Origin of the sequence: Candidatus Rhodobacter oscarellae (assembly GCF_001078595.1) — a bacterium.
GTDB lineage: Bacteria > Pseudomonadota > Alphaproteobacteria > Rhodobacterales > Rhodobacteraceae > Rhodobacter_B > Rhodobacter_B oscarellae.
In genome coordinates this window covers 1,056,667-1,075,971 of sequence record NZ_LFTY01000002.1, presented here as the reverse complement: position 1 = coordinate 1,075,971, position 19,305 = coordinate 1,056,667, and the positions used below count along the sequence as shown (strand labels likewise).

The 19,305-nt window shown below is 62.9% G+C and carries 19 protein-coding genes and 1 pseudogene; 8 read left to right on the top strand and 12 right to left on the bottom strand.

All coding sequences use genetic code 11. The features are described from left to right. Positions 1-23: 23 nt before the first annotated feature. The 7 genes and pseudogenes from AIOL_RS25885 to AIOL_RS10135 form a co-directional block, all read right to left on the bottom strand. Positions 24-461 (bottom strand): annotated as a pseudogene (locus AIOL_RS25885) (TrgA family protein). A 13-nt stretch (positions 462-474) separates the two neighbouring features. After that, complete coding sequence (locus tag AIOL_RS10160; protein WP_049642877.1) at positions 475-1,686, bottom strand: SAM-dependent methyltransferase; 1,212 nt, start codon at positions 1,684-1,686, stop codon at positions 475-477. An 84-nt stretch (positions 1,687-1,770) separates the two neighbouring features. After that, entirely contained in the window at positions 1,771-3,186 is a 1,416-nt protein-coding gene (locus tag AIOL_RS10155) for a cryptochrome/photolyase family protein (protein WP_049642876.1), read from the bottom strand. Next, positions 3,183-4,406: an aminotransferase class V-fold PLP-dependent enzyme gene (locus AIOL_RS10150; RefSeq protein WP_049642875.1), complete on the bottom strand. Its 1,224-nt coding sequence runs from the start codon at positions 4,404-4,406 to the stop codon at positions 3,183-3,185. The genes AIOL_RS10155 and AIOL_RS10150 overlap by 4 nt, the downstream gene beginning before the upstream one ends. Before the next feature lie 69 nt (positions 4,407-4,475). Further along, entirely contained in the window at positions 4,476-5,783 is a 1,308-nt protein-coding gene (xylA, locus tag AIOL_RS10145) for a xylose isomerase (protein WP_049642874.1), read from the bottom strand. Beyond that, positions 5,780-7,213 (bottom strand): xylulokinase, encoded by a 1,434-nt coding sequence (gene xylB, locus AIOL_RS10140; protein ID WP_049642873.1) that lies wholly within the window; start codon positions 7,211-7,213, stop codon positions 5,780-5,782. Before xylB ends, xylA begins: the two co-directional genes overlap by 4 nt. A gap of 45 nt (positions 7,214-7,258) precedes the next feature. Beyond that, positions 7,259-7,948, bottom strand: a complete 690-nt coding sequence (locus AIOL_RS10135; RefSeq protein ID WP_049642872.1) for a D-lyxose/D-mannose family sugar isomerase — start codon at positions 7,946-7,948, stop codon at positions 7,259-7,261. A gap of 172 nt (positions 7,949-8,120) precedes the next feature. On the opposite strand from AIOL_RS10135, the gene tpiA reads away from it, so the two are divergent. Then, complete coding sequence (gene tpiA / locus AIOL_RS10130) at positions 8,121-8,873, top strand: triose-phosphate isomerase (RefSeq protein ID WP_049642871.1); 753 nt, start codon at positions 8,121-8,123, stop codon at positions 8,871-8,873. Positions 8,874-8,882: 9 nt separating this feature from the next. Here tpiA and AIOL_RS10125 read toward each other — a convergent pair whose 3' ends face one another. From AIOL_RS10125 to dksA, 3 genes are all read right to left on the bottom strand, one after another. Beyond that, positions 8,883-9,674, bottom strand: coding sequence for a type IV pili methyl-accepting chemotaxis transducer N-terminal domain-containing protein (locus AIOL_RS10125; RefSeq protein ID WP_049642870.1), 792 nt, complete (start codon positions 9,672-9,674; stop codon positions 8,883-8,885). A 173-nt stretch (positions 9,675-9,847) separates the two neighbouring features. Next, positions 9,848-10,957 carry an FAD-dependent monooxygenase gene (locus AIOL_RS10120; RefSeq protein ID WP_049642869.1) on the bottom strand — a complete coding sequence of 370 codons (1,110 nt, stop codon included), beginning with the start codon at positions 10,955-10,957 and terminating at the stop codon, positions 9,848-9,850. Positions 10,958-11,038: 81 nt separating this feature from the next. Next, positions 11,039-11,461: an RNA polymerase-binding protein DksA gene (gene dksA / locus AIOL_RS10115; RefSeq protein ID WP_049642868.1), complete on the bottom strand. Its 423-nt coding sequence runs from the start codon at positions 11,459-11,461 to the stop codon at positions 11,039-11,041. Between the two features lie 185 nt (positions 11,462-11,646). Here dksA and AIOL_RS10110 point away from each other — a divergent pair, with 185 nt between their 5' ends. Continuing rightward, positions 11,647-12,486: an AAA family ATPase gene (locus AIOL_RS10110; protein WP_049642867.1), complete on the top strand. Its 840-nt coding sequence runs from the start codon at positions 11,647-11,649 to the stop codon at positions 12,484-12,486. A 14-nt stretch (positions 12,487-12,500) separates the two neighbouring features. On the opposite strand, the gene AIOL_RS24995 is transcribed toward AIOL_RS10110, so the two are convergent. Continuing rightward, on the bottom strand, positions 12,501-13,097 hold the full coding sequence (locus AIOL_RS24995) for a hypothetical protein (protein WP_152912464.1): 597 nt from the start codon (positions 13,095-13,097) through the stop codon (positions 12,501-12,503). Between the two features lie 104 nt (positions 13,098-13,201). Between AIOL_RS24995 and AIOL_RS10100 the strand changes: the two genes are divergently transcribed. The 5 genes from AIOL_RS10100 (at position 13,202) to AIOL_RS10085 (ending at position 16,898) form a co-directional block, all read left to right on the top strand. Further along, the gene (locus tag AIOL_RS10100; RefSeq protein WP_049642865.1) at positions 13,202-14,038 is read left to right on the top strand and encodes a TIR domain-containing protein; all 837 of its coding nucleotides are present in this window, start codon (positions 13,202-13,204) and stop codon (positions 14,036-14,038) included. A 184-nt stretch (positions 14,039-14,222) separates the two neighbouring features. Next, the gene (locus AIOL_RS10095) at positions 14,223-14,663 is read left to right on the top strand and encodes a GNAT family N-acetyltransferase (protein WP_049642864.1); all 441 of its coding nucleotides are present in this window, start codon (positions 14,223-14,225) and stop codon (positions 14,661-14,663) included. 1 nt (position 14,664) lies between these two features. Continuing rightward, positions 14,665-16,041, top strand: coding sequence for a DUF2927 domain-containing protein (locus AIOL_RS10090; protein WP_049642863.1), 1,377 nt, complete (start codon positions 14,665-14,667; stop codon positions 16,039-16,041). Then, a complete protein-coding gene (locus AIOL_RS24395) occupies positions 16,038-16,205 on the top strand; it encodes a PGF-CTERM sorting domain-containing protein (RefSeq protein WP_082152519.1) in 168 nt (55 codons plus the stop codon). The genes AIOL_RS10090 and AIOL_RS24395 overlap by 4 nt, the downstream gene beginning before the upstream one ends. Before the next feature lie 72 nt (positions 16,206-16,277). Further along, a complete protein-coding gene (locus tag AIOL_RS10085; RefSeq protein ID WP_049642862.1) occupies positions 16,278-16,898 on the top strand; it encodes a LysE family translocator in 621 nt (206 codons plus the stop codon). Between the two features lie 45 nt (positions 16,899-16,943). Here the strand turns inward: AIOL_RS10085 and AIOL_RS10080 are convergent, their stop codons facing one another. Next, the gene (locus AIOL_RS10080; protein WP_082152518.1) at positions 16,944-17,501 is read right to left on the bottom strand and encodes a J domain-containing protein; all 558 of its coding nucleotides are present in this window, start codon (positions 17,499-17,501) and stop codon (positions 16,944-16,946) included. A gap of 192 nt (positions 17,502-17,693) precedes the next feature. On the opposite strand from AIOL_RS10080, the gene AIOL_RS10075 reads away from it, so the two are divergent. After that, positions 17,694-18,881, top strand: coding sequence for a vWA domain-containing protein (locus AIOL_RS10075; RefSeq protein ID WP_049642860.1), 1,188 nt, complete (start codon positions 17,694-17,696; stop codon positions 18,879-18,881). Positions 18,882-19,305: the final 424 nt, after the last annotated feature.

The window sequence follows — 19,305 nt, the reverse complement described above, 5'->3', positions numbered from 1 at the left end:
AGAAAAACCCGCGGCACTGCGCCTTATGACCAGATCCGAGAGACGGCCTTGACCACCGTCCCCGCCAGGATAGAGCCAATGGCAAGGCCGATGATCACGTCCGGCTTGGCCAGAAAATCCAGCGCGTATTCCCAGGCGATTGCGAACATATCCTCCAGCGCCTCAAACGGGTTGCCGCCATAGGCCAGGCGCATCGCGCGGCGGATCATCTCGTAGCCCGAGAAGTAGATCAGCGAGACCAGCACCAACACCACCCCCGCCGAGAGCCCCAGCCCAGCCGCGTTGGACTATTCGCCCACGATGCGCCGGCCGAGAAACATCCACCCCACCAACAGACCGAAGAAAGCGGTGATCTCGCGCAGCATCCCCTGCGGTTTCTCTGGCGGCAGGTGACCGCCCACCAGATCGGCCACAAAATACCCCAGCACCGCGAAAAGGATCGCCGCGAAGAGTTTGGCCATTGTGGGCATGTTATCAGACCGGTTTTGCGAGTGTTACTTGTGTTACGTCGCAGTTTCCGCTCTCGAAGGTCGCCGCGCAAGAGGTCAGGTAATAATTCCACATTTTCCGGAAACGTGTGTCAAATCCGAGAGCCGCCACATCCGACCATCTGTCGTTGAACGTCTCATGCCAGCGGCGCAGGGTAAGCCCATAGCTGGGGCCGAACTCGGCGGAGCCCTCCCAGGTCAGGCCGCTCTTGAGCACCTGCGCGCGCAGCACCTTCGGCGCCGGGAGCATGCCGCCGGGGAAGATGTATTTCTGAATGAAATCAACGCTTCGGCGGTAGAACTCCCAGCGCGCATCGCTGACCGTGATGATCTGCAACGAGGCCCGTGCGCCGGGCTTCAAGCGCTCCTTGACCGTGCGAAAATATGTCGGCCAGTAACGCTCGCCCACCGCCTCGAACATCTCGATTGAGGCCACCCCATCGAATGTGCCCTGAATGTCGCGGTAGTCCTGCAGGCGGATCTCGACCTGATCGGCCAGCCCAGAGCGTTGCATTCGGGCGCGGGCATAATCGTGCTGCTCGCGGCTGATTGTGACCCCGGTGACCTTCAGCCCGCGCTCGCGTGCGGCGAATTCGGCGAAGCCGCCCCAGCCACAGCCGATTTCCAGCACGTGATCCCCGGGCTTGGCGCCAATGGCATCCACCATGAGCGCGTATTTGGCGGCCTGCGCGCGCTCTAGGCTCTCTTGCCCGGTCTCAAACAGCGCCGAGGAATAGGTCATCGTGTCGTCAAGCCACAGCCCGTAGAACTCGTTGCCCAGATCGTAATGCGCAGAGATGTTCCTCTTGGCCTGCCGCTTGGAGTTGCTCTGCAGCCAAAAGCGCACCCGCTCGAACGCCCGCACCAGCGCCATGCCGCCAAAGCTGTCATAGACCTCGTCATTATCGGCATGCATCAGATCCATGAAGGCCTGCAGATCGGGCGTGGACCACCAGCCGTCCATATAGGCCTCGGCAAATCCCAGATCGCCCTCGCGGATCAGCCGCGCGAATAGGTCGTCATTATGGATGTGCAGTTCCGCCACCGGCCCCGGTGCGCGCCCCTCGGCGCGAAAGCGCCGCCCGTCCTCAAGCACGAAGTCCACGCGCCCTGTGTTCATCGCCTGCGCCATGTCCAACACGCGCGCGAAGTATCGAGGCAGCCCCGCCTGCCCCTCAACCGTCTGAAGTATAGTCATTCCGCTCCTTGCCTGGGGCGAGCCCGCACCCGTCCTCATCCTATGGCAGGCATTACGTACGAATTCGCGCTTTGGGTCAAATTCTTATCTATCTTTAAACATCCCATAGGCTTGCAGGGCGCGGTCTCGCCCGTCAGCGGCGGTCACAATGGGGTGAGGATAGGGCGCGCCGGGATCGAGCGCCCAGGCTTTCGGCACCGCTTTGAAGTAGTCCAGCGCGGTCTCGGGCGGGGCCCCCTGCTCCTCGGCGATCCAGCGGTTGCGGTAGCTGCGGTCAGCGTCGAACTTGTCGGATTGCGTGACCGGGTTGAAGACGCGGAAATACGGCGCCGCGTCCGGGCCGCAGCCCGCCACCCATTGCCACCCCATCGCGTTCGACGCGGGGTCCCAGTCGGTCAGGCAATCGGCGAACCAGTCCAGCCCGATGCGCCAATCCGCCAAGAGGTGCTTGGTCAGATAGCTGCCAACGATCATCCGCGCCCTGTTGTGCATCCGGCCGGTGACATACATCTCGCGCATCGCCGCATCGACGAACTCGATCCCGGTGCGGCCCTGCTTCCAGGCGGTGACCTGGGGCGTCTCCGCGCGGTTCCAGTTGAAACCCGCCCATTCGCGGCGCCAGGTCTGGCGCGGCAGATCGGGCCAGTGGTGCAGCAGGTGATAGGCGAACTCGCGCCATACAAGTTCCTTGAGGAAATGCTCGGCCCCCGCCGCGCCCTCGGCCAGCGCGCGCTGCCCGGCGTGCCAGATCGTGCGCGGGCTGATCTCGCCATAGGTCAGCGGCTCGGAAAGAGCAGAACTCGCGTCCACGCCCGGGAAGTCTCTTTGCTCTTTGTAGCTTTCGACGGCGGTTTGTGTGAACCAGTTGAGCCGGTCCAGGGCCGCGCTCTCTCCGACACGGGCATGCTTGGCCAGGATGGGTGCGCCGCGCCGCATAGCCGCGCCGAGGTTCCAACGCTCAAGATCATCGGATGCGGGCCAGGTGCCCGGCGCGCGAAGCTCTTTTATAGCGGGCGGCGGCGTTGCCACGCCCCGATCCTTCACCGCGCGCCAGAAGGGCGAATACACCTTGTAGGGCCCGCCGGTCTTGGTCTCGACCGTCCAGGGCTCAAACAGCAGATGACCCGCGAAGCTTTTGACCTGAACGCCCCTTTGCCTCAGCGCAGCCTTGACCTTGGCGTCGCGGGCCTGCTGCTCTGGGTCATAGCTGCGCTGCCAATAGACCGTGTCGGCGCCGGTTTCTTGGATCAGGTCGCTTAGCCCCTCCAAGCACGGGCGGCGCCGGAGGATCAGTCGCGATCCTATCGCCTCAAGGGATTGCGCGAAGGCGCCTACCCCAGCGCCAAACCGCCACTTTGCGGCCGTACCCAGCCCCTCCAGAGCCTCATCGCATAGAAACACGGGCAGCACGGGCCGCCCGGATTGGGCGGCGGCGCTGAGTGCGGCGTGGTCGTGCAGGCGCAGATCCCTGCGGATCCACACAAGGATTGGCGCTGTCATAAAACCCGATCTAGCGCGTCCACCAATCGGTCAACATCTTCAGCGGAGGTATAGTGCACAAAGGACAAGCGCAGCACGCCCTTGTCTGGGTCCACGCCCATCGCTGTCAGAGGCCGCACGGCGTAGAAATCGCCGCCCCCGGCCATGATGCCGTGGGGCGCCAGGCTTGCCGCCAGATCCTCGCCCGGCGCGGCGCAGTCCAGCGCCACCGTCGGCGCCCGCCGCTCCGCTCGAGCCGGGCCGATCAGCCGCACGGAATTCTTCTTCGCGGCATAGTCCAGCAGCGGCTGCAGCACGGCGGCCTCCTGGGCGCGCATCATGTCATGCACGGCCTCGGCGCGCGCCGCGGGCGCCTCTTGTCCGCCCATGTGATGGGCATAGAGCGCGTCGATATAGTCGGCGATCCCGGCGCAGGCCGCGACCTGGGCATGGTCAGGCCCCGCGGGCGTGAAGCGCATGGGAAGCGATCCGGCGTTGAAGGAATGCGTCTGGTTGGGAAGGCGCTCTGCCAATGCGCGGCGCACGACCATGATGCCCTGATGCGGCCCATAGGTCTTATAGGAGGAGAACATGTAGATATCGGCCCCAAGTTCGGCGACATTCGGCAGCCCATGCGGCGCGTATGAGACGCCGTCCACGCAGGTCACCGCCCCGGCGGCATGCGCCAGTTGGGTGATTGCGGCCACGTCGTTGATCTCGCCCACCACGTTGGAGCAATGCGGGAAGCACACCAGTTTGACCTGGTCGTCCAGAAGCGCGGTCAGGGCCACCGGGTCGAGATGCCCGGTTTCGGGATCAATCTGCCACTCGCGCAGCTCAATGCCCCGCTCGGCCAGGCGGCGCCAGGCGCCGGTATTGGCCTCGTGGTCCTGGTTGGTGACGATGATGGCGTCGCCCGGCTCAAGCATCTCGCCGAAGGCCTGCGCCAGGACATAAACGTTCTGCGTGGTGGAGGGGCCAAAGCTCAGCTCGTCCTCATCGACGCCCATCATTGCGGACAGGCGCGTGCGCGCCTCGTCCATCTCCTCGCCGCCCAGGCGGGACGCCGGGTAGGGAGCGTATGGCTGGACCTTTCGCGCGCGGTAGAACCGCGTCAGGCGATCGATCACCGCGCCGCAGGTATAGGACCCGCCCGCGTTCTCAAAAAAGGACTGCCCCGCAAGCGAAGGCTCTGAAAAGGCCGGGAATTGCGCCCGGACGAAGTCAAGATCGAGTGTCATGGGCGGGACGATTTCACAGGGCGGGGACGCCCGCAAGGGCGGATCGAACCCGCCCTTTCCAAGCAGCGCCTAGACGAACTTGTTGACCCAGTTTTCCAGCCGTTCCTGCCTGCCGGATTTCGGCTGCGGGTCCAGCCCGGTCGTCTCGACATAGTGGGCCATCTCTTCCAGCCCGTACTCGCCGGAGAGCATCTTTTGCGCCTCCGGGCCCTCCCAGCCGGCGTAGCGCGCGTCGCGCATGCTCTCTAGCCCGCCATCCTCCAGCATCGCGGCGGCGGCCTTGAGCCCGCGTGCGCAGGCGTCCATGCCGCCGACATGCCCCAGCACCAGATCCTCGGGGTCCAGGGACTGGCGCCGAATCTTGGCGTCAAAATTGGTCCCGCCGGTGGTATAGCCGCCCACCTTGAGCACCTCGTAGAAGGCCAGCGCCATCTCTGGCACATTGTTGGGGAACTGGTCCGTGTCCCAGCCGCTCTGGTAGTCGTTGCGGTTCATATCGATCGACCCGAAGATCCCAAGCGAGGCCGCCAGCGCCAGCTCGTGCTCGAACGAATGCCCCGCCAAGATGGCGTGCCCCTGCTCGATATTCACCTTCACCTCGTTCTCAAGGCCGAAGCGCTTGAGGAAGCCGTATACCGTGGCCACGTCGTAATCATACTGGTGCTTGGACGGCTCCTGCGGCTTGGGCTCGATCAGGATGGGGCCGTCAAAGCCGATCTTGTGCTTGTAGTCCACCACCGACAGCAGCATCCGCCCCGCCTGCTCAGCCTCGCGCGTCAGATCGGTGTTCAGCAGGGTCTCGTAGCCCTCGCGACCGCCCCACATGACATAGTTGGCGCCGCCCAGCTTATGCGTCGCGTCCAGGCAGCTTTTCAGCGTGGCGCCGGCATAGGCGAACACATCCGGGTCCGGGTTGGTGGCCGCCCCCGACATCCAGCGCCGGTGGGTGAACATGTTGGCCGTCCCCCATAGCAGCTTCATCCCCGTGGCTTCCATCTTCTCGCCGAAGATGTCCACGATGGCGTCCAGGTTGGCGCAGCTCTTGGCAAAGCTTTCGCCCTCGGGGCGCACGTCCAGGTCATGGAAGCAAAAGAACGGCGCGCCCAGGATCTCAAACAGATCAAAGGCCGCGTCCGCCTTGGCGCGGGCGTGCTCCATGGTCTCGCCGAACCAGGGGCGCTCTAGGGTTTGCCCGCCAAACGGATCGCCCCCCGGCCAGGCAAAGCTGTGCCAATAGGCGACGGCAAAGCGCAGATGGTCCTCCATCCGCTTGCCCATGACCACCTCATCGGGGTTGTAGTGGCGGAAAGCGAACTCGTTATCGGACTCGGGGCCCTCGTATTGGATCTTCGGGATATCGGAGAAGTAACCAGTCATGTCAGTCCCTTGATGGCTGCTTGGGCGGCTTTGAAGCGGGCGTGGCCTTCATCGAAGGCCTCTGCCAGCGCCGCGTTGGGGTCTATGGTGCGTGCGATTTGGGGCGGCGGGGCCAGCTCTGCGCCGCCGCCGGTGGCCGCCATCTGCGCGAGCCGCGCGGCGCCGAACGCGCCGCCAAAGTCACCCGCCACGGGCACCTGCACCGAGGTGCCAAGTGCGGTGGCGATGGCCTCTAGCCAGTAATCCGAGCGCGAGCCGCCGCCCACGGCGAGAAGCGAGGTGATCTGCGTGCCCGTCGCGGCCAGCGCGTCGCGGCAATCACGGATCGCATAGGTGACGCCCTCCAGCACCGCGCGGCTGCCCGCGGCCTGATCGGTGGCGTGCTCTAGCCCGATGAAGGCGCCGCGGATGCTGGCGTCATTAAGCGGCGTGCGCTCGCCGCCAAGATAGGGCAGAAAGCGCGTCTTTCCAGGGGCTTGCAGCGGGCCCAGATCGCTGGTTAGGCTGGCGGCATCCTCGCCCACCAAGCCCGCGTACCAGTTCAGCGCGTCCGTCGCGGCCAGGATCACACCCATCTGGTGCCATGTGCCGGGCAGCGCGTGACAGAAGGTGTGCACAGCGGTGGCGGGGTCCGGTTGGTATCCGTCATTGGCGGCAAAAAGCACGCCCGATGTGCCCAGGCTGACGAAGGCCTGCCCGGCCCGCACCACGCCCGCGCCAATGGCCGAGGCCGCGTTGTCACCGCCCCCACCCGCGACCGGCACCTGGTCTAAGCCCCAGCGTTGCGCAAGCTCGGCACGCAACTGCCCCGAGACCTCTGATCCCTCCACGAGCGGCGGCATTTCATGCCGCGATAGGCCTGAGGCGGCAAGCAGATCGTCCGACCAGTCCCGCGCGGCCGTATCAAGCCAGCTCGTGCCCGCCGCATCCGACATCTCTGCGCCATACTCGCCGGTCAGCCAGAGCCGCAGATAGTCCTTCGGCAGCAGCACCTTGGCGGTCTTGTCGAAGAGATCGGGCTCGTTGCGCCGCACCCATTCCAGCTTGGGCGCGGTGAAGCCGGGGAAGACGATGTTGCCGCTGATCTCGCGCCAACGCGGGTCCGCGTCCATCTCCGCCGCCTCTTCGTGGCTGCGCGTGTCGTTCCACAGGATGCAGGGCCGCAGCACCTGGTCCTGTGCGTCCAACAGCGTCGCCCCGTGCATCTGCCCGGAAAGGCCAATGCCCCGCACGTCGCTCAGACCATGCGCGGCCAGCTGCCCCATAACTGATTCCGCCGCCGCGATCCAATCGGCGGGCGCCTGCTCGGACCAGCCATCCTGCGGGCGCGAGACCTCCAGAGGCGCGTTGGCCTCCGCCAAGATGCTCTGATCCTCGCCGATCAAGATCCCCTTCAGCCCCGAGGTGCCCAGGTCTAAGCCAATATACATCCCCGCCCCTTCACCTTGTTCCAAATACGCAAATCCCGACCTCGCCTAGTTAAGCCAGCGGTCGTAGTCTGAGACCAGCAGGTGCCGCGGGTCCACGTCCTCTTCGATCTCAGAGAACCGCCCGATCTCTTCGCGGAACACATTGTCGGTGCGGTCGTCATTCACATTCGAGACCTCACCGATCAGCACCTTGCCATTCTCGCCCCAGAAGGCGTGCCAGGTATCGGGCTCCAGCGTGACGCTCTCGCCAGGCTTCAGGCGTAGGCGGCTGCCGGCGGCCATCTCGCGCCAGCGCCCATCGGTGCGCACACGGACCGGCGCTTGGTCGTCAATCGAGCCGTCCTCGGCCGCGGTGAACAGCTCCAGCACCAGGTCGCCGCCGCCCCGGTTGATGATATCCTCGGTCTTGAGGTTGTGGCGGTGCATCGGCGAGATCTGCATATCGCCCGATATCATGATCTTCTCGGCGTAAAGCATGCCCATCCCGCGCTGCACATTCGCGTTCGAGCCGTTGCGCACCGTGAACAGGAACAGCCCCAGCTCTTCAAACCGGCCTTGCCCGTAATCGGTGATGTCCCAGCCCAGCATATGGTCGCGGATCATCGCGCTGTCGGCGGCGGTGCGGTCCTTCATCTGGTCCGGGGACCAATAGGCGAAGGGCGGCATCACAAAGCCATGGCTCGTGATGAACGCATCGCTTTCCTTTAGAATTTCATTGACGGTTGATCGTAGCATCTGACCAGTTTCCCTCTCCGTAATCGTTTTAGAAGCCGATAGGTCCGCAGCGCGCAAGACCGGCGCAACGCTCCCCCTTGCAATCCACACGCTTTCCCTCATAGCTGCAAGAAAATCGACGCCGCGCCGCAGATAGCGCGCGCATTGGCACTCCATATCATGAGGGAACGGGATGGCACAAAGACGCAAACTTGCAGCAGGTAACTGGAAGATGCATGGCTTCCAGCCCGATCTCGGGCAGGTCCGGGCGCTCGCCGATGCGCACCCGGCGCCCAATTGCGATGTGTTGATCTGCCCCCCCGCCACGCTGATCTCGCGCATGTCCGATGCGCTCAGCGCCAACCCCATTCAGGTCGGCGGGCAGAATTGCGCGCCGCAATCTTCGGGCGCGCATACGGGCGAGATTTCGGCCGGGATGCTTGCCGATGCGGGTGCCACTTACGTGATTCTGGGCCACTCCGAGCGCCGCGCGGACCAAGCAGAAACGGACGCGATGGTTTGCGCCAAGGCATCCGCAGTGTCAGCGGCCGGTCTTATCCCCGTTATCTGCGTTGGCGAGACCTTAGAGGACCGCGCGGCTGGCCGCACATTGCAGGTCGTCGGCACGCAATTGGCGGGATCGGTGCCGGACACGTCACAAGGTGGCAGCATCGTCGTGGCCTATGAGCCCGTTTGGGCCATAGGCACAGGCGAAGTCGCCACGACCGATCAAATCGCAGAGGTTCACGATGCCATTCGCGCCCTGCTGATAGAGCGCCTTGGCCCAACGGCGCAAGAGACCCGGCTGCTTTACGGCGGCTCGGTCAAACCCGGAAACGCCGCCGAGATTTTTGCCACCTCAAATGTCGATGGGGCGCTGGTCGGCGGCGCGTCCTTGAAAGCCAGCGACTTCGGCGCGATCATCGAGGCCCTGGACGCATCCTAGCCGGGTTACCTACAGCGCCTGATACATCTGCACCGCTGCATTGGCCTCGCGCAGCACCTGGTCGATGCTGTCGAAAACATGCAGCAGCTCTGCCTCGGTTGGCGCGGCGCCGTCAGCGACACGCAGGAAGATGGCTTGCAAAGGTATCCATAGCTCGGCGACATGCTCCAGCTGAAACTCCAGTTCCGCCGTGGGCGCCCCAATCAGGTCCAGCTCTTGCGACCCGAATCGCAGCCCCTCAAGCGAGCGGTCGAACAAAGACACGGTCTTGCCCAAAGCCGCGCCCATAGCATCCTTGTCGGCGCCCGCGGCGATCAGGCACATCTCTTTGGTGGCGCGTTGCGTGAGCATTCGTTGACGCCCCGAGACGTTTATCAGCCGCGCCAGTTCCGGCATCTCTAGCGCGTCCTGATACGCCACCTCCAGCGCTTGCACCACGTCGTTGGCCTGGACCAAAAGATCGACCGAGAGCGCTGCCAGGTCCGATACATCAGCCCCCTTCTCTGTGACATCGAGAATGGCGCGGTTCACGACCGGCCAGAGGCGGTCCACCTCGGTCAGCTCCTTCAGAACCGGCGCAGATTGCTCTGGCATAAGCTCCATATCGCCACCGCCGAAGCGGATGCTTTGCCGCGCGCTCTCAAACTCCGCCATGGCGGCGCGCATGATCTTTTCGCTTTGGTCAGCGGCCACACCGATCGCCACAAAGCATGCCGCGCGTGTCATCCGCTGCGACAGCATCCGCTGGCGGCCCGCGATGTTGATCTTTCGCTTCGCATCCAGCCGCGTGCCGTCGTCCATAGCCTGCGCCGGCGGTGCGCTTGTTAAAGGAAGAACCAAGAGAATTGCGAACAGAATACGGACCATTGCGTCGACTCACCAAACTACAGAACACTTGGCCGGAACCTGCCCAAGAACCGTTTCAAAGTCGTTACCAAGGCATGCGTTAAACAAAGGCGGATTGCCGAGGCCGCCTATCGCGTCACGTCATGCCCATAGAGCCAATCAAACCGCCGCAGCGCCGCGCCGGGCGCGATAGCCCCGCCCAACCTCAGGGCCGTATGGGCCGCCAAACGCAGAGCGGGCCGCCGCAGGTGATAGTTGCGCGCATTCGCGTTCGCCGCCGTGATGGCCCGGCAGACCCGCGCGCGCCGCTTGTCTTGGAACGCCGCAAGCGCAACCGGCACGTCATGCCGCTGCAAGCAATCGGCCAGCACCCAGGCATCCTCTAGCGCCAGGTTCGCGCCCTGCGCCATGAAAGGCAGAGTCGGATGGGCGGCGTCACCGATGACCACACTCCGCCCATCATGCCAGCGCGTCGGCACGGGGTGCCGAAACAGCCCCCACAGCTTGACCTCTTCGACGGCATCCAGCCATGCACGTATCTGAGGCGAGAAATCAGCGAATGCGGCGCGCAGATTATCGGGCTCGTCCGGATGGTCCCAGCCCTCTGCGGCCCAGGCCGCGCGCTCCTCCACCGCCACGATATTGCGCCAGCCGCCCGGCAGGGGATAGCTGACAAGATGCCTGCCCGGCCCCATAAAGACATGGGCCTCTGGGGCGGCGTCCCCCTCGGGCAGCACCGCGCGCCAGGCAACCTGCCCGGTGAAGGAGGCCGCCGGGAGGTCGTGATTGAACTGCCGCGCCGTGGCGGCGTGCACGCCGCCCGCCATGACCACAAGTTCGGCCTCTAAAGCCGCAGGATCCGCCGTGACACCGAACTCAAACCGCGCGCCCGCCGCCTGCGCGGCCTGGCCGAGCCCGTCGATCAAATCCCCCCGATGCATCAGAAGGAACGGGTGCCGCCAGCGGCGCCGCGCCAGCTCAAGCCGCAGCACACCGGCGCCGGCGCGGTGGTCGCGCAGCGCGATGGCCCGGGTCTCTAGCGCGCGCGGCTGCGCATCCAGCGCTGACAGTACGGCCGCACCGTTGGGCGAGATCTGAATACCGGCGCCCTCTGCGCGCAGCGCGGATGCGCGTTCATAGACCACAACGTCGCCGCCGCGGCGGGCCAGCGCCGTGGCGGCTGCCAGCCCGGCGACGCCCGCGCCGATGATGGATATGCGGCGCCCGTCGAGGCTCATGTTACGCACCCGAAACGCAAAGCACCGGCGCAGTCGCGCGCCGGTGCCGGTTTTGTCATGGACCTGATGGCCATATCAGTCTCAGTCGTCGCGGTGGACTTTCTCGCGGCGCTCGTGGCGCTCTTGGGCCTCAAGGCTCATCGTCGCGATGGGCCGCGCGTCCAGGCGCTTGAGCGAGATCGGCTCGCCCGTGACCTCGCAATAGCCGTATTCGCCCTCATCGATCCGGCGCAGGGCGCTGTCGATCTTGGCGACCAGCTTGCGCTGGCGGTCCCTTGTGCGCAGCTCCAACGCGCGGTCGGTTTCTTCGCTGGCGCGATCGGCGATGTCTGGCACCGCGCGCGCGCTGTCTTGTAGCCCTTCAATCGTGTTTTTTGAATCGTCCATCAGCTCGGCTTTCCAGGTCAACAACTTGCGTCTGAAATACTCGAGCTGGCGGTCGTTCATAAAGGGTTCGTCTTCCGCAGGACGGTAGTCCTCGGGCAGAAAATTCTCGGCCTTCATGGTGTTCCCCTCATGTGCGCCAGGCTGATCTGCGTTATCTATTAGCGTCATCTGGCTACCTCCACTCGAGCGAGCATCTAGCGCAACGCCTCGTGGTTGTCACGCCCGAAAGCGCGCGCTTGCGGGATTGTGTCCGGCTCTGTAAGGAGATGTGAACAATTTCGCCTAAGGGGCATGATAATCCCATGAAATTCACGGGCACCGACGCCTATGTGGCAACTGACGATCTGACCATCGCTGTGAATGCGGCGGTCACCTTGGAGCGCCCCCTTCTGGTAAAGGGCGAACCCGGCACGGGCAAGACCGAGCTTGCCCGCCAGGTCTCCGCCGCCCTGGGGCTGCCCATGATTGAGTGGCACATAAAGTCCACAACCAAGGCGCAGCAGGGGCTCTACGAATACGATGCCGTCAGCCGCCTGCGCGACAGCCAGCTTGGCGAAGAGCGCGTGCATGACGTGGCCAACTACATCAAACGCGGCAAGCTCTGGCAGGCCTTCGCCGCGGACCAGAAGGTCGTGCTGCTGATCGACGAGGTCGACAAGGCGGATATCGAGTTCCCCAACGACCTGCTGCAAGAGCTCGACCGCATGGAGTTCCACGTCTACGAGACCGGCGAGACCGTGGCGGCCAAGCACCGCCCCATCGTGATCATCACCTCCAACAACGAAAAAGAGCTGCCCGACGCCTTCCTGCGGCGCTGCTTTTTCCACTACATCCAGTTCCCGCAGATGGACACGCTGCGCCAGATCGTCGAGGTGCACCACCCGGGCATCAAGGAGGCGCTGCTGACCACCGCGCTGACCCAGTTCTACGAGATCCGCGAGACGCAGGGGCTGAAGAAGAAACCCTCCACCTCAGAGGTGCTGGACTGGCTGAAGCTTTTGCTGGCCGAGGACCTGTCGCCCGAGGACCTCAAGCGCGACGGCGCCAATGCCCTGCCCAAGCTGCATGGCGCGCTTTTGAAGAACGAGCAGGACGTGCATCTCTTCGAGCGACTGGCGTTTATGGCGCGGGGGCAGCGGTAGAGAACTCGGCCTTTTCACTCAAGATATTCAAGAGCTTCGACGAGACCTTTGGTTTGAGTAATAACACTTCTTTCACATGAGTTTCGGACCGCCGCAATTGGATTGTCCCCGTAACGACGAACGAAAGCCGGAGATATGTGGTCATCAAACATGCTACTTGCGACTTTGATCGCAACAGCATGCGGTACGCGCAACACGCGGTTTTTGGTACGAGACATCGCTTTCAGGTGCTCAAGCTTCATATTAGTTTTCTCAGCGAGCGCGTCCTGATTGCATTCCGCAAAATAGTGACCAAGACCATTCACGTACCATTCGAAGCCTACAATTTCGTGCACAAAAACCAGATGCTCTCTTTTTTTCCTTTTCCGGATTTGATTAAGCAAAGCCAATACATCCAAACATGCCTGTTGCTTTACGAGTTTTGTTCCACTGATCATTGGCCCCAGCGTGTTTCGGTGCGGGATTTGCAGACACTCCGCCTCTGCTATGGATTTAACTTTACCCGGCTCAGGAGAAATTCCCAAATCTACAAGCCTCCGGTGCAAATTCGGCACCGCGTAAAGAGCACGTGACTTCAGTTTTTGATTCAGAGGATTCTTATCAATTATCATTTGCAGCCTTCTGCACTCTTCAGCACATTTTTGGAATTGTGCTCAAATGATACACAAAATTGTAACAAATTTATGATTTCTTTGACTTGAACACTGAGGCATTGATGCTTGAACTTCGCGTACCAGACTTAACAGAAGATAGGCAACCCGTCGAAAACGCGGATGTTTTGGACGTGTTTAGATCGGTAGGTGATGTTGTCGAGGCTGAAGAACCAATACTGATGATTCAGACCCCGCAGGCATTCCTAAACATCAAGGCTTCGCAGCCCTGCAAGATTGAAGAGATTCATGTTAGAGACGATGACCTGGTCGTGCCCGGGCAATTGCTGGTCAAACTTTCGGTCTTAATGGAAGGCGAGGGCCAAACAGATAAGCACAGCCAAAAAGAAATGCTAGAAGCCGATACATCAAGTACCCCGGTCATCTATACGCCATCTTTTAGCCGGGCGGACCGCACGCAATTCGACGCAGCCGCAAAAAAAGATCGCGTGTTTTTGAGTTTTGGCCACAATGAAACCGCCCAAGTCAAGCTACGTCTGCTTTTGGAGTGCCTAGGCGTCGAGCCCGTGGAACTCGGGCAACAGATTCAAAACGGTATGACTTACTTCGAAACACTTAAAAGTACATACGCAGATGTGAGGGCCGCAGTGTGTTTATTCACACACGATGACGAAGGCTATCGCTTAAGCGGCCCAGACCAGGTACCTAAACCAAGGGGCCGTCAAAACGTTGTTTGGGACGCTGGGATGTTTATGGGACGCGTTGGCGCACAGAACGTTCATTATGTCGTTGAGAAGAGTATTGAAATGCCCTCTAATCTAGCGGGACTGAAACACATTCGCTACGATGAAACGGGAGCCTGGGGCACCAGAGTGGCTACTAACCTTTTGAGGACCGGAGTCCGTATCAACATGGATGGGTTGGCAGACTGGATCAATTGATACCTGGATGGCACCTGCAGTCTAAAGGGTACCACCCTGCAATCCTGGTGGCTTCGTCTTAACGGTCTTAATCAGAATCCAAAATTGCCATGTTTCGTCTAATTCGCTGTTTCCTGCCAGCCATGGATCGCTATCAGGCAAAAATACTAGTAACCATCACAAGTGCGCGTAAAGGGGGCAAACTATGATCACAATTCGATCGCTCTGGCAGGCGGACCGCGCCGAGTGGCAGCGGCTCTGGACCGCCTATCTGGAGTTCTATGAAACCTCTGTGGCGCCAGAGGTTTACGAGACGGCGTTCCAGCGGCTTTTGGGCAACGACTCGCAGGATTTCCACGGCGCGCTGGCGGAACTTGATGGCAAACCTGTCGGTCTGGTCCATTACCTCTTCCATCGTCACCTGTGGAAGATCGAGAACGTGTGCTACTTGCAGGACCTTTATGCGGACCCGGACGTTCGGGGCCAGGGCGTGGGCCGCAAACTGATCGAGCATGTCTACGCGCAGGCCGACGCGGCGGATTGCCCCTCGGTCTACTGGCTGACGCAGGACTTTAACGCCGAGGCCCGCAAACTTTACGACCGGATCGGTGTGCATACACCGTTTATCCGATATAACCGGGGGTAATATGCGCGCGTTTGTTCTTGTCCTTGCGGGGCTTTTGCTGTCCGCCTGTGCGGCCTCGATCCCCGATGACACGGCGACGCGGTCGGCGCCGCTGCCGTCCTCGCTGCCGCCGATGAAGCTGTTCTCATCGCCGCAGATCGCCCCGCCTTCCCGTTTCAACGCCGCGATCGCGCGGGACTTCCTAGACCTGGCCTTCGAGCTGGAGAGCGGCCGCAAGCTGCCGGTGCTGACACGTTTTGAAGGCCCTATCAGCGTGCGGGTCACCGGCGCCCAGGCGCAAAGCCTGCGCACCGACCTGACGCGCCTGTTGCAGCGCCTGCGCCGCGAGGCGGGGCTGAACATCACCCAGGTGGAGCGCAACCAGGAGGCCTCGATCACGATCCAGGTCCTCAGCCGCGCAGAGCTGCAGCGCTATGTGCCGCAGGCCGCCTGCTTTGTGGTGCCGCGCATCTCTAGCTGGGAAGAGTTCAAGCGGAATCGGCGCGGCGCCGCCGTGGACTGGACCACGCTGCAGACCCGCGAACGCATGGCGATCTTCCTGCCCGGCGATGTCGCCCCGCAGGAGATCCGCGACTGCCTGCACGAGGAATTGGCCCAGGCCATTGGCCCGCTTAACGACCTCTACCGCCTGGGCGACAGCGTCTTTAATGACGACAACTTTCACACCGTGCTGACCGGCTTTGATATGCTGATCCTGCGCGCCTATTACGCGCCCGAGCTGAAATCCGGCATGACGCGCGAGCAGGTCGCCGCGCGGATCCCGAGCGTTCTGGCGCGGCTGAACCCGCGCGGGCAGAAAATACGCTCGCCTGTTGCCAATAAGACGCCGCGCGCCTGGATTGACGCAATCGAGACCGCTTTGGGCCCCAAGGCCTCGGACGTGAAACGCCGGGACGCGGCGCGCCGCGCCATCGAGATCGCGCGGGTCCAGCAATGGACGGATAACCGCATGGCCTTCAGCCTCTTCGCCCTTGGTCGGCTGTCGCTGGCAGGCGAAAGCGATATCGCGCTGGCCTCGTTCCTGCAGGCCAACACGATCTACAGCGCCGGACCGGGCACGCGTTTGCAGAGCGCGCATGTGGCGATGCAACTTGCGGCCTTTGCGCTTTCCTCTGGCCAGACCGAGGCGGCCATCCGCTTGGTCGACGAGAATACCAGCGTAGTGGCCCGGGCCGAGAACGCCGCGCTTCTGGCCACGCTGTTCATGATAAAAGCAGAGGCCCTGGCGCTTCAGGGCCGCACGGCAGAGGCCCGCGCGATCCGACAGGACAGCCTGGGCTGGGCGCGCTATGGGTTCGGCTCGGAAAAAGCGGTCCGGGCGCGCCTGCGCGAAATTGCCGGGCTCAGCCAACGTCTACGAGAGGGTCGTCCATCGTGATTGTCATTGTAAGCGCGCTTGTCGGCGCGATCATCGGGGCGCTGCAGGCCCGCCGGGGCGGTGGCAACCGCAAGGACATGGCGCAATACGCCGCCGGGTTCGGCATCGCCTTTGCCCTTATTGGCATGCTGGTCACGGTGATCCTGGCGCGAACCGTCGCCTAGAAAGCTTGACAGACCCGCCGCGACGCGACGACATTTGCCGGGCTACCCCCGCAACAGTTTAGCGAGCGCGACATGTCACCCGAAATCTATAGCCTGTTTCTGGCCCTCGGCATCTTCGCGGTGGGCTTCATCAGCATCGGGCCCAATATCCTGGCGATCATTGGCACGTCCATGCAGCGCGGGCGGCGCGATGGCGTGCAGCTTGCGCTGGGTGTGGGGCTGGGCTCTGGTCTATGGGCCGCGATGACGGTGCTGGGGCTGACGGCTTTGATCACCGCCTATGCGGGTATTGTCACCATCCTGAAGGTCTTTGGCGCCTGCTACCTGGCCTGGCTGGCGTGGAAGTCCTTTCGTGCGGCGGTGGCGCCCCGAGACCAGATCACCGCGCGCGCCGCCACCGGGCAGAACCTTTTGCTCAAGGGCATCGCCATTCAGATGACCAACCCAAAGTCCGCCCTGCAATGGATCGCAATTGTCGGTTTGGGGCTCGGCGCGGAGGCACCGCTCTGGCTGGGCGCGACGCTTGTTGTCTCGGCGATGGCGCTTTCGGTGGTCGGGCACCTGGCCTATGCGATCACCTTTTCGACCAGCCCGGTCATCGCGTTCTACAACCGGTTCCGGCGCTGGTTGGAGGCGGGTTTGGGCGTGTTCTTTTCCTTTGCGGCCTACAAGGTCGCGACGTATCGGGCCTAAAATCCACGCGATGTGATTGTCGGACTGTGCTTTCGAAACAAGACCTTAGGCGATCACAGACGTGTCGCGCACCAGCCGCTGCTCATCTGAATAGGCGCGGCGCGCGGCAATGAAGGCAATCTGTGCTGCGCGGGCCGCGACCTTATCGGACTCGCTCCATGTGGCGCGGCGGGCCGATCTTGAGGCATAGGCCAGGTCGGCGCGCGCCGCGTCTTTTGCGCGTTTCGTGCGCAGCCTGGCAAGCTCGGCCTCTTCTTGGCGGCGGGCCTCTTGCGCCCGGCGGGCGTCCTCGGCGCGTCTTGCGGCCTGCGCGCGAGCCCAACGCGCGGCTTCTGCCTTGCGCGCCTGCTCTGCCTGTCTGGCGGCTTCTGCCGCGCTCGCCTGCTCTGCCCCTGACGCCTGTGTGTTGGCCTCGACCAGATCATAGGCCGCGTTGATCTCGGCCAACCGTTGGTTGGCCGCCCCCGTATCCCCGCGCACCATGTCCGGGTGATAGGCCCTGACCAGCCGGAGCCAAGCCCGCCGCACGGTGGCGGCATCATCCCGGGGCCCCACCCCCAGGATGCGATAGGCGTCTCTCAGCGTTGCTATTGCAGTGGTCATGAGCCCCTTCCCGACCTTCACACGTCGCAGCAAACGCCTGTGCAGCAAGGCTTTCCTGGGTTACACCCGCATCTGCTAAAATTAGACATAACTTTGTCGAAAGCTTTTGGGGAGCCCATTTCTTGACACAAAGTTAACGTTTGAGGGCCGCGATTGGACCTGCTAAGCCGGGCGCAAAGAGGCCCGCCACACATGTTCGTTCCCTTCTTTGAGAACCTTCGCAGCGCCCGCATCCCGGTCAGCCTGCGCGAGTACCTGACCTTCCTGGAGGGCATGTCCAAGGGGCTGGCCACCTATGACATCGAGGCGTTCTACTACCTCGCGCGCAGCGCCATGGTCAAAGACGAGCGCAACATGGACAAGTTCGACCGCGCCTTCGCCGCGACCTTCGAGGGGCTGGAGAATATCTCGCTGGATCAAGTGGTTGAGGCGGTCGACATCCCCGGCGACTGGCTGGAGAAGCTGGCCGAAAAGCACCTCAGCGAGCAGGAGAAGGCCGAGATCGAGGCCCTGGGCGGCTTCGACAAGCTGATGGAGACCCTCAAGGAGCGCCTGAAGGAACAGCAGGGCCGCCACCAGGGCGGCAACAAATGGGTCGGCACCGCGGGCACCTCGCCCTTCGGCGCATATGGCTACAACCCCGAGGGGGTGCGCATCGGCCAGTCCGAGAGCCGCCACCAGAAGGCGGTAAAGGTCTGGGACAAAAGGGAATTCCGCGACCTGGACGACACGGTCGAGATCGGCACCCGCAACATCAAGGTGGCCCTGAAGCGCCTGCGCCGCTGGGCCCGCGATGGCGCCGACGAGGAGCTGGACCTCAACGGCACGATCCGCGCCACCGCCGAGCATGGCTACCTGGACGTCAAGACCCGCCCCGAGCGCAGGAACGCCGTCAAGGTCCTGTTATTCCTCGATGTTGGCGGCTCGATGGACCCGCATATCAAGGTGGTGGAGGAGCTGTTCAGCGCCGCCCGCGCCGAGTTCAAGCACCTGGAATACTACTACTTCCACAACTGCCTCTATGAGGGGGTCTGGCGCGACAACCGCCGCCGCTGGGACGCGCAGACGCCGACGCATGAGGTGCTGCGCACCTATGGCGCTGATTACAAATGCATTTTCGTGGGCGACGCCAGCATGAGCCCCTACGAGATCGCCTTTCCCGGCGGCGCCAACGAGCACTGGAACGCCGAGGCCGGCCAGGTCTGGCTGGAGCGCGCCCGCGATCAATGGCCGGCGCATCTGTGGATCAACCCCCTGCCCGAGCGCTACTGGCGCTACACCCAGTCCATCGAGATGATCCAGGGCGTTTTCGGCACGGACCGGATGGTGCCGATGACCCTGGAGGGGATCGAGCGGGGCATGCGCGCGCTGGGGCGGTAAACGAAACCTAAACGCGCCGCGACGGGTTTTGACGCGAATCGGGCCTTAACGCCTGCAAAACAACGCCGAACCGCGGTCGGACTTTTGTCGGCAAAGCGTCGGACTTGCGTCGGGCACGGGTCGGGCGGAGCCCATGGTTAACAGGCCGCGCGGTGCCCCCGCTTTCCCAGAAGACAGCCGTTCGGGGCCGCCGCCGCAGGGCGATCCTTAACAGATGTACATCTGCACGATATGTCGTTACCATATCAATGTATACGGCGATTCGCCGACTGACCCCCGTCATGCACAGGGTCGTAGTTGAGCAAAGGAGGCACAGATGGTGCAGTTCCTCGATTATGAGATTTCCGTTTCGGATTTTACGGCTTCAGTCATCAATACCGGTTCAGTCACATTCACCAACTCTGGTGCCAGCTTTCGGTTCCAA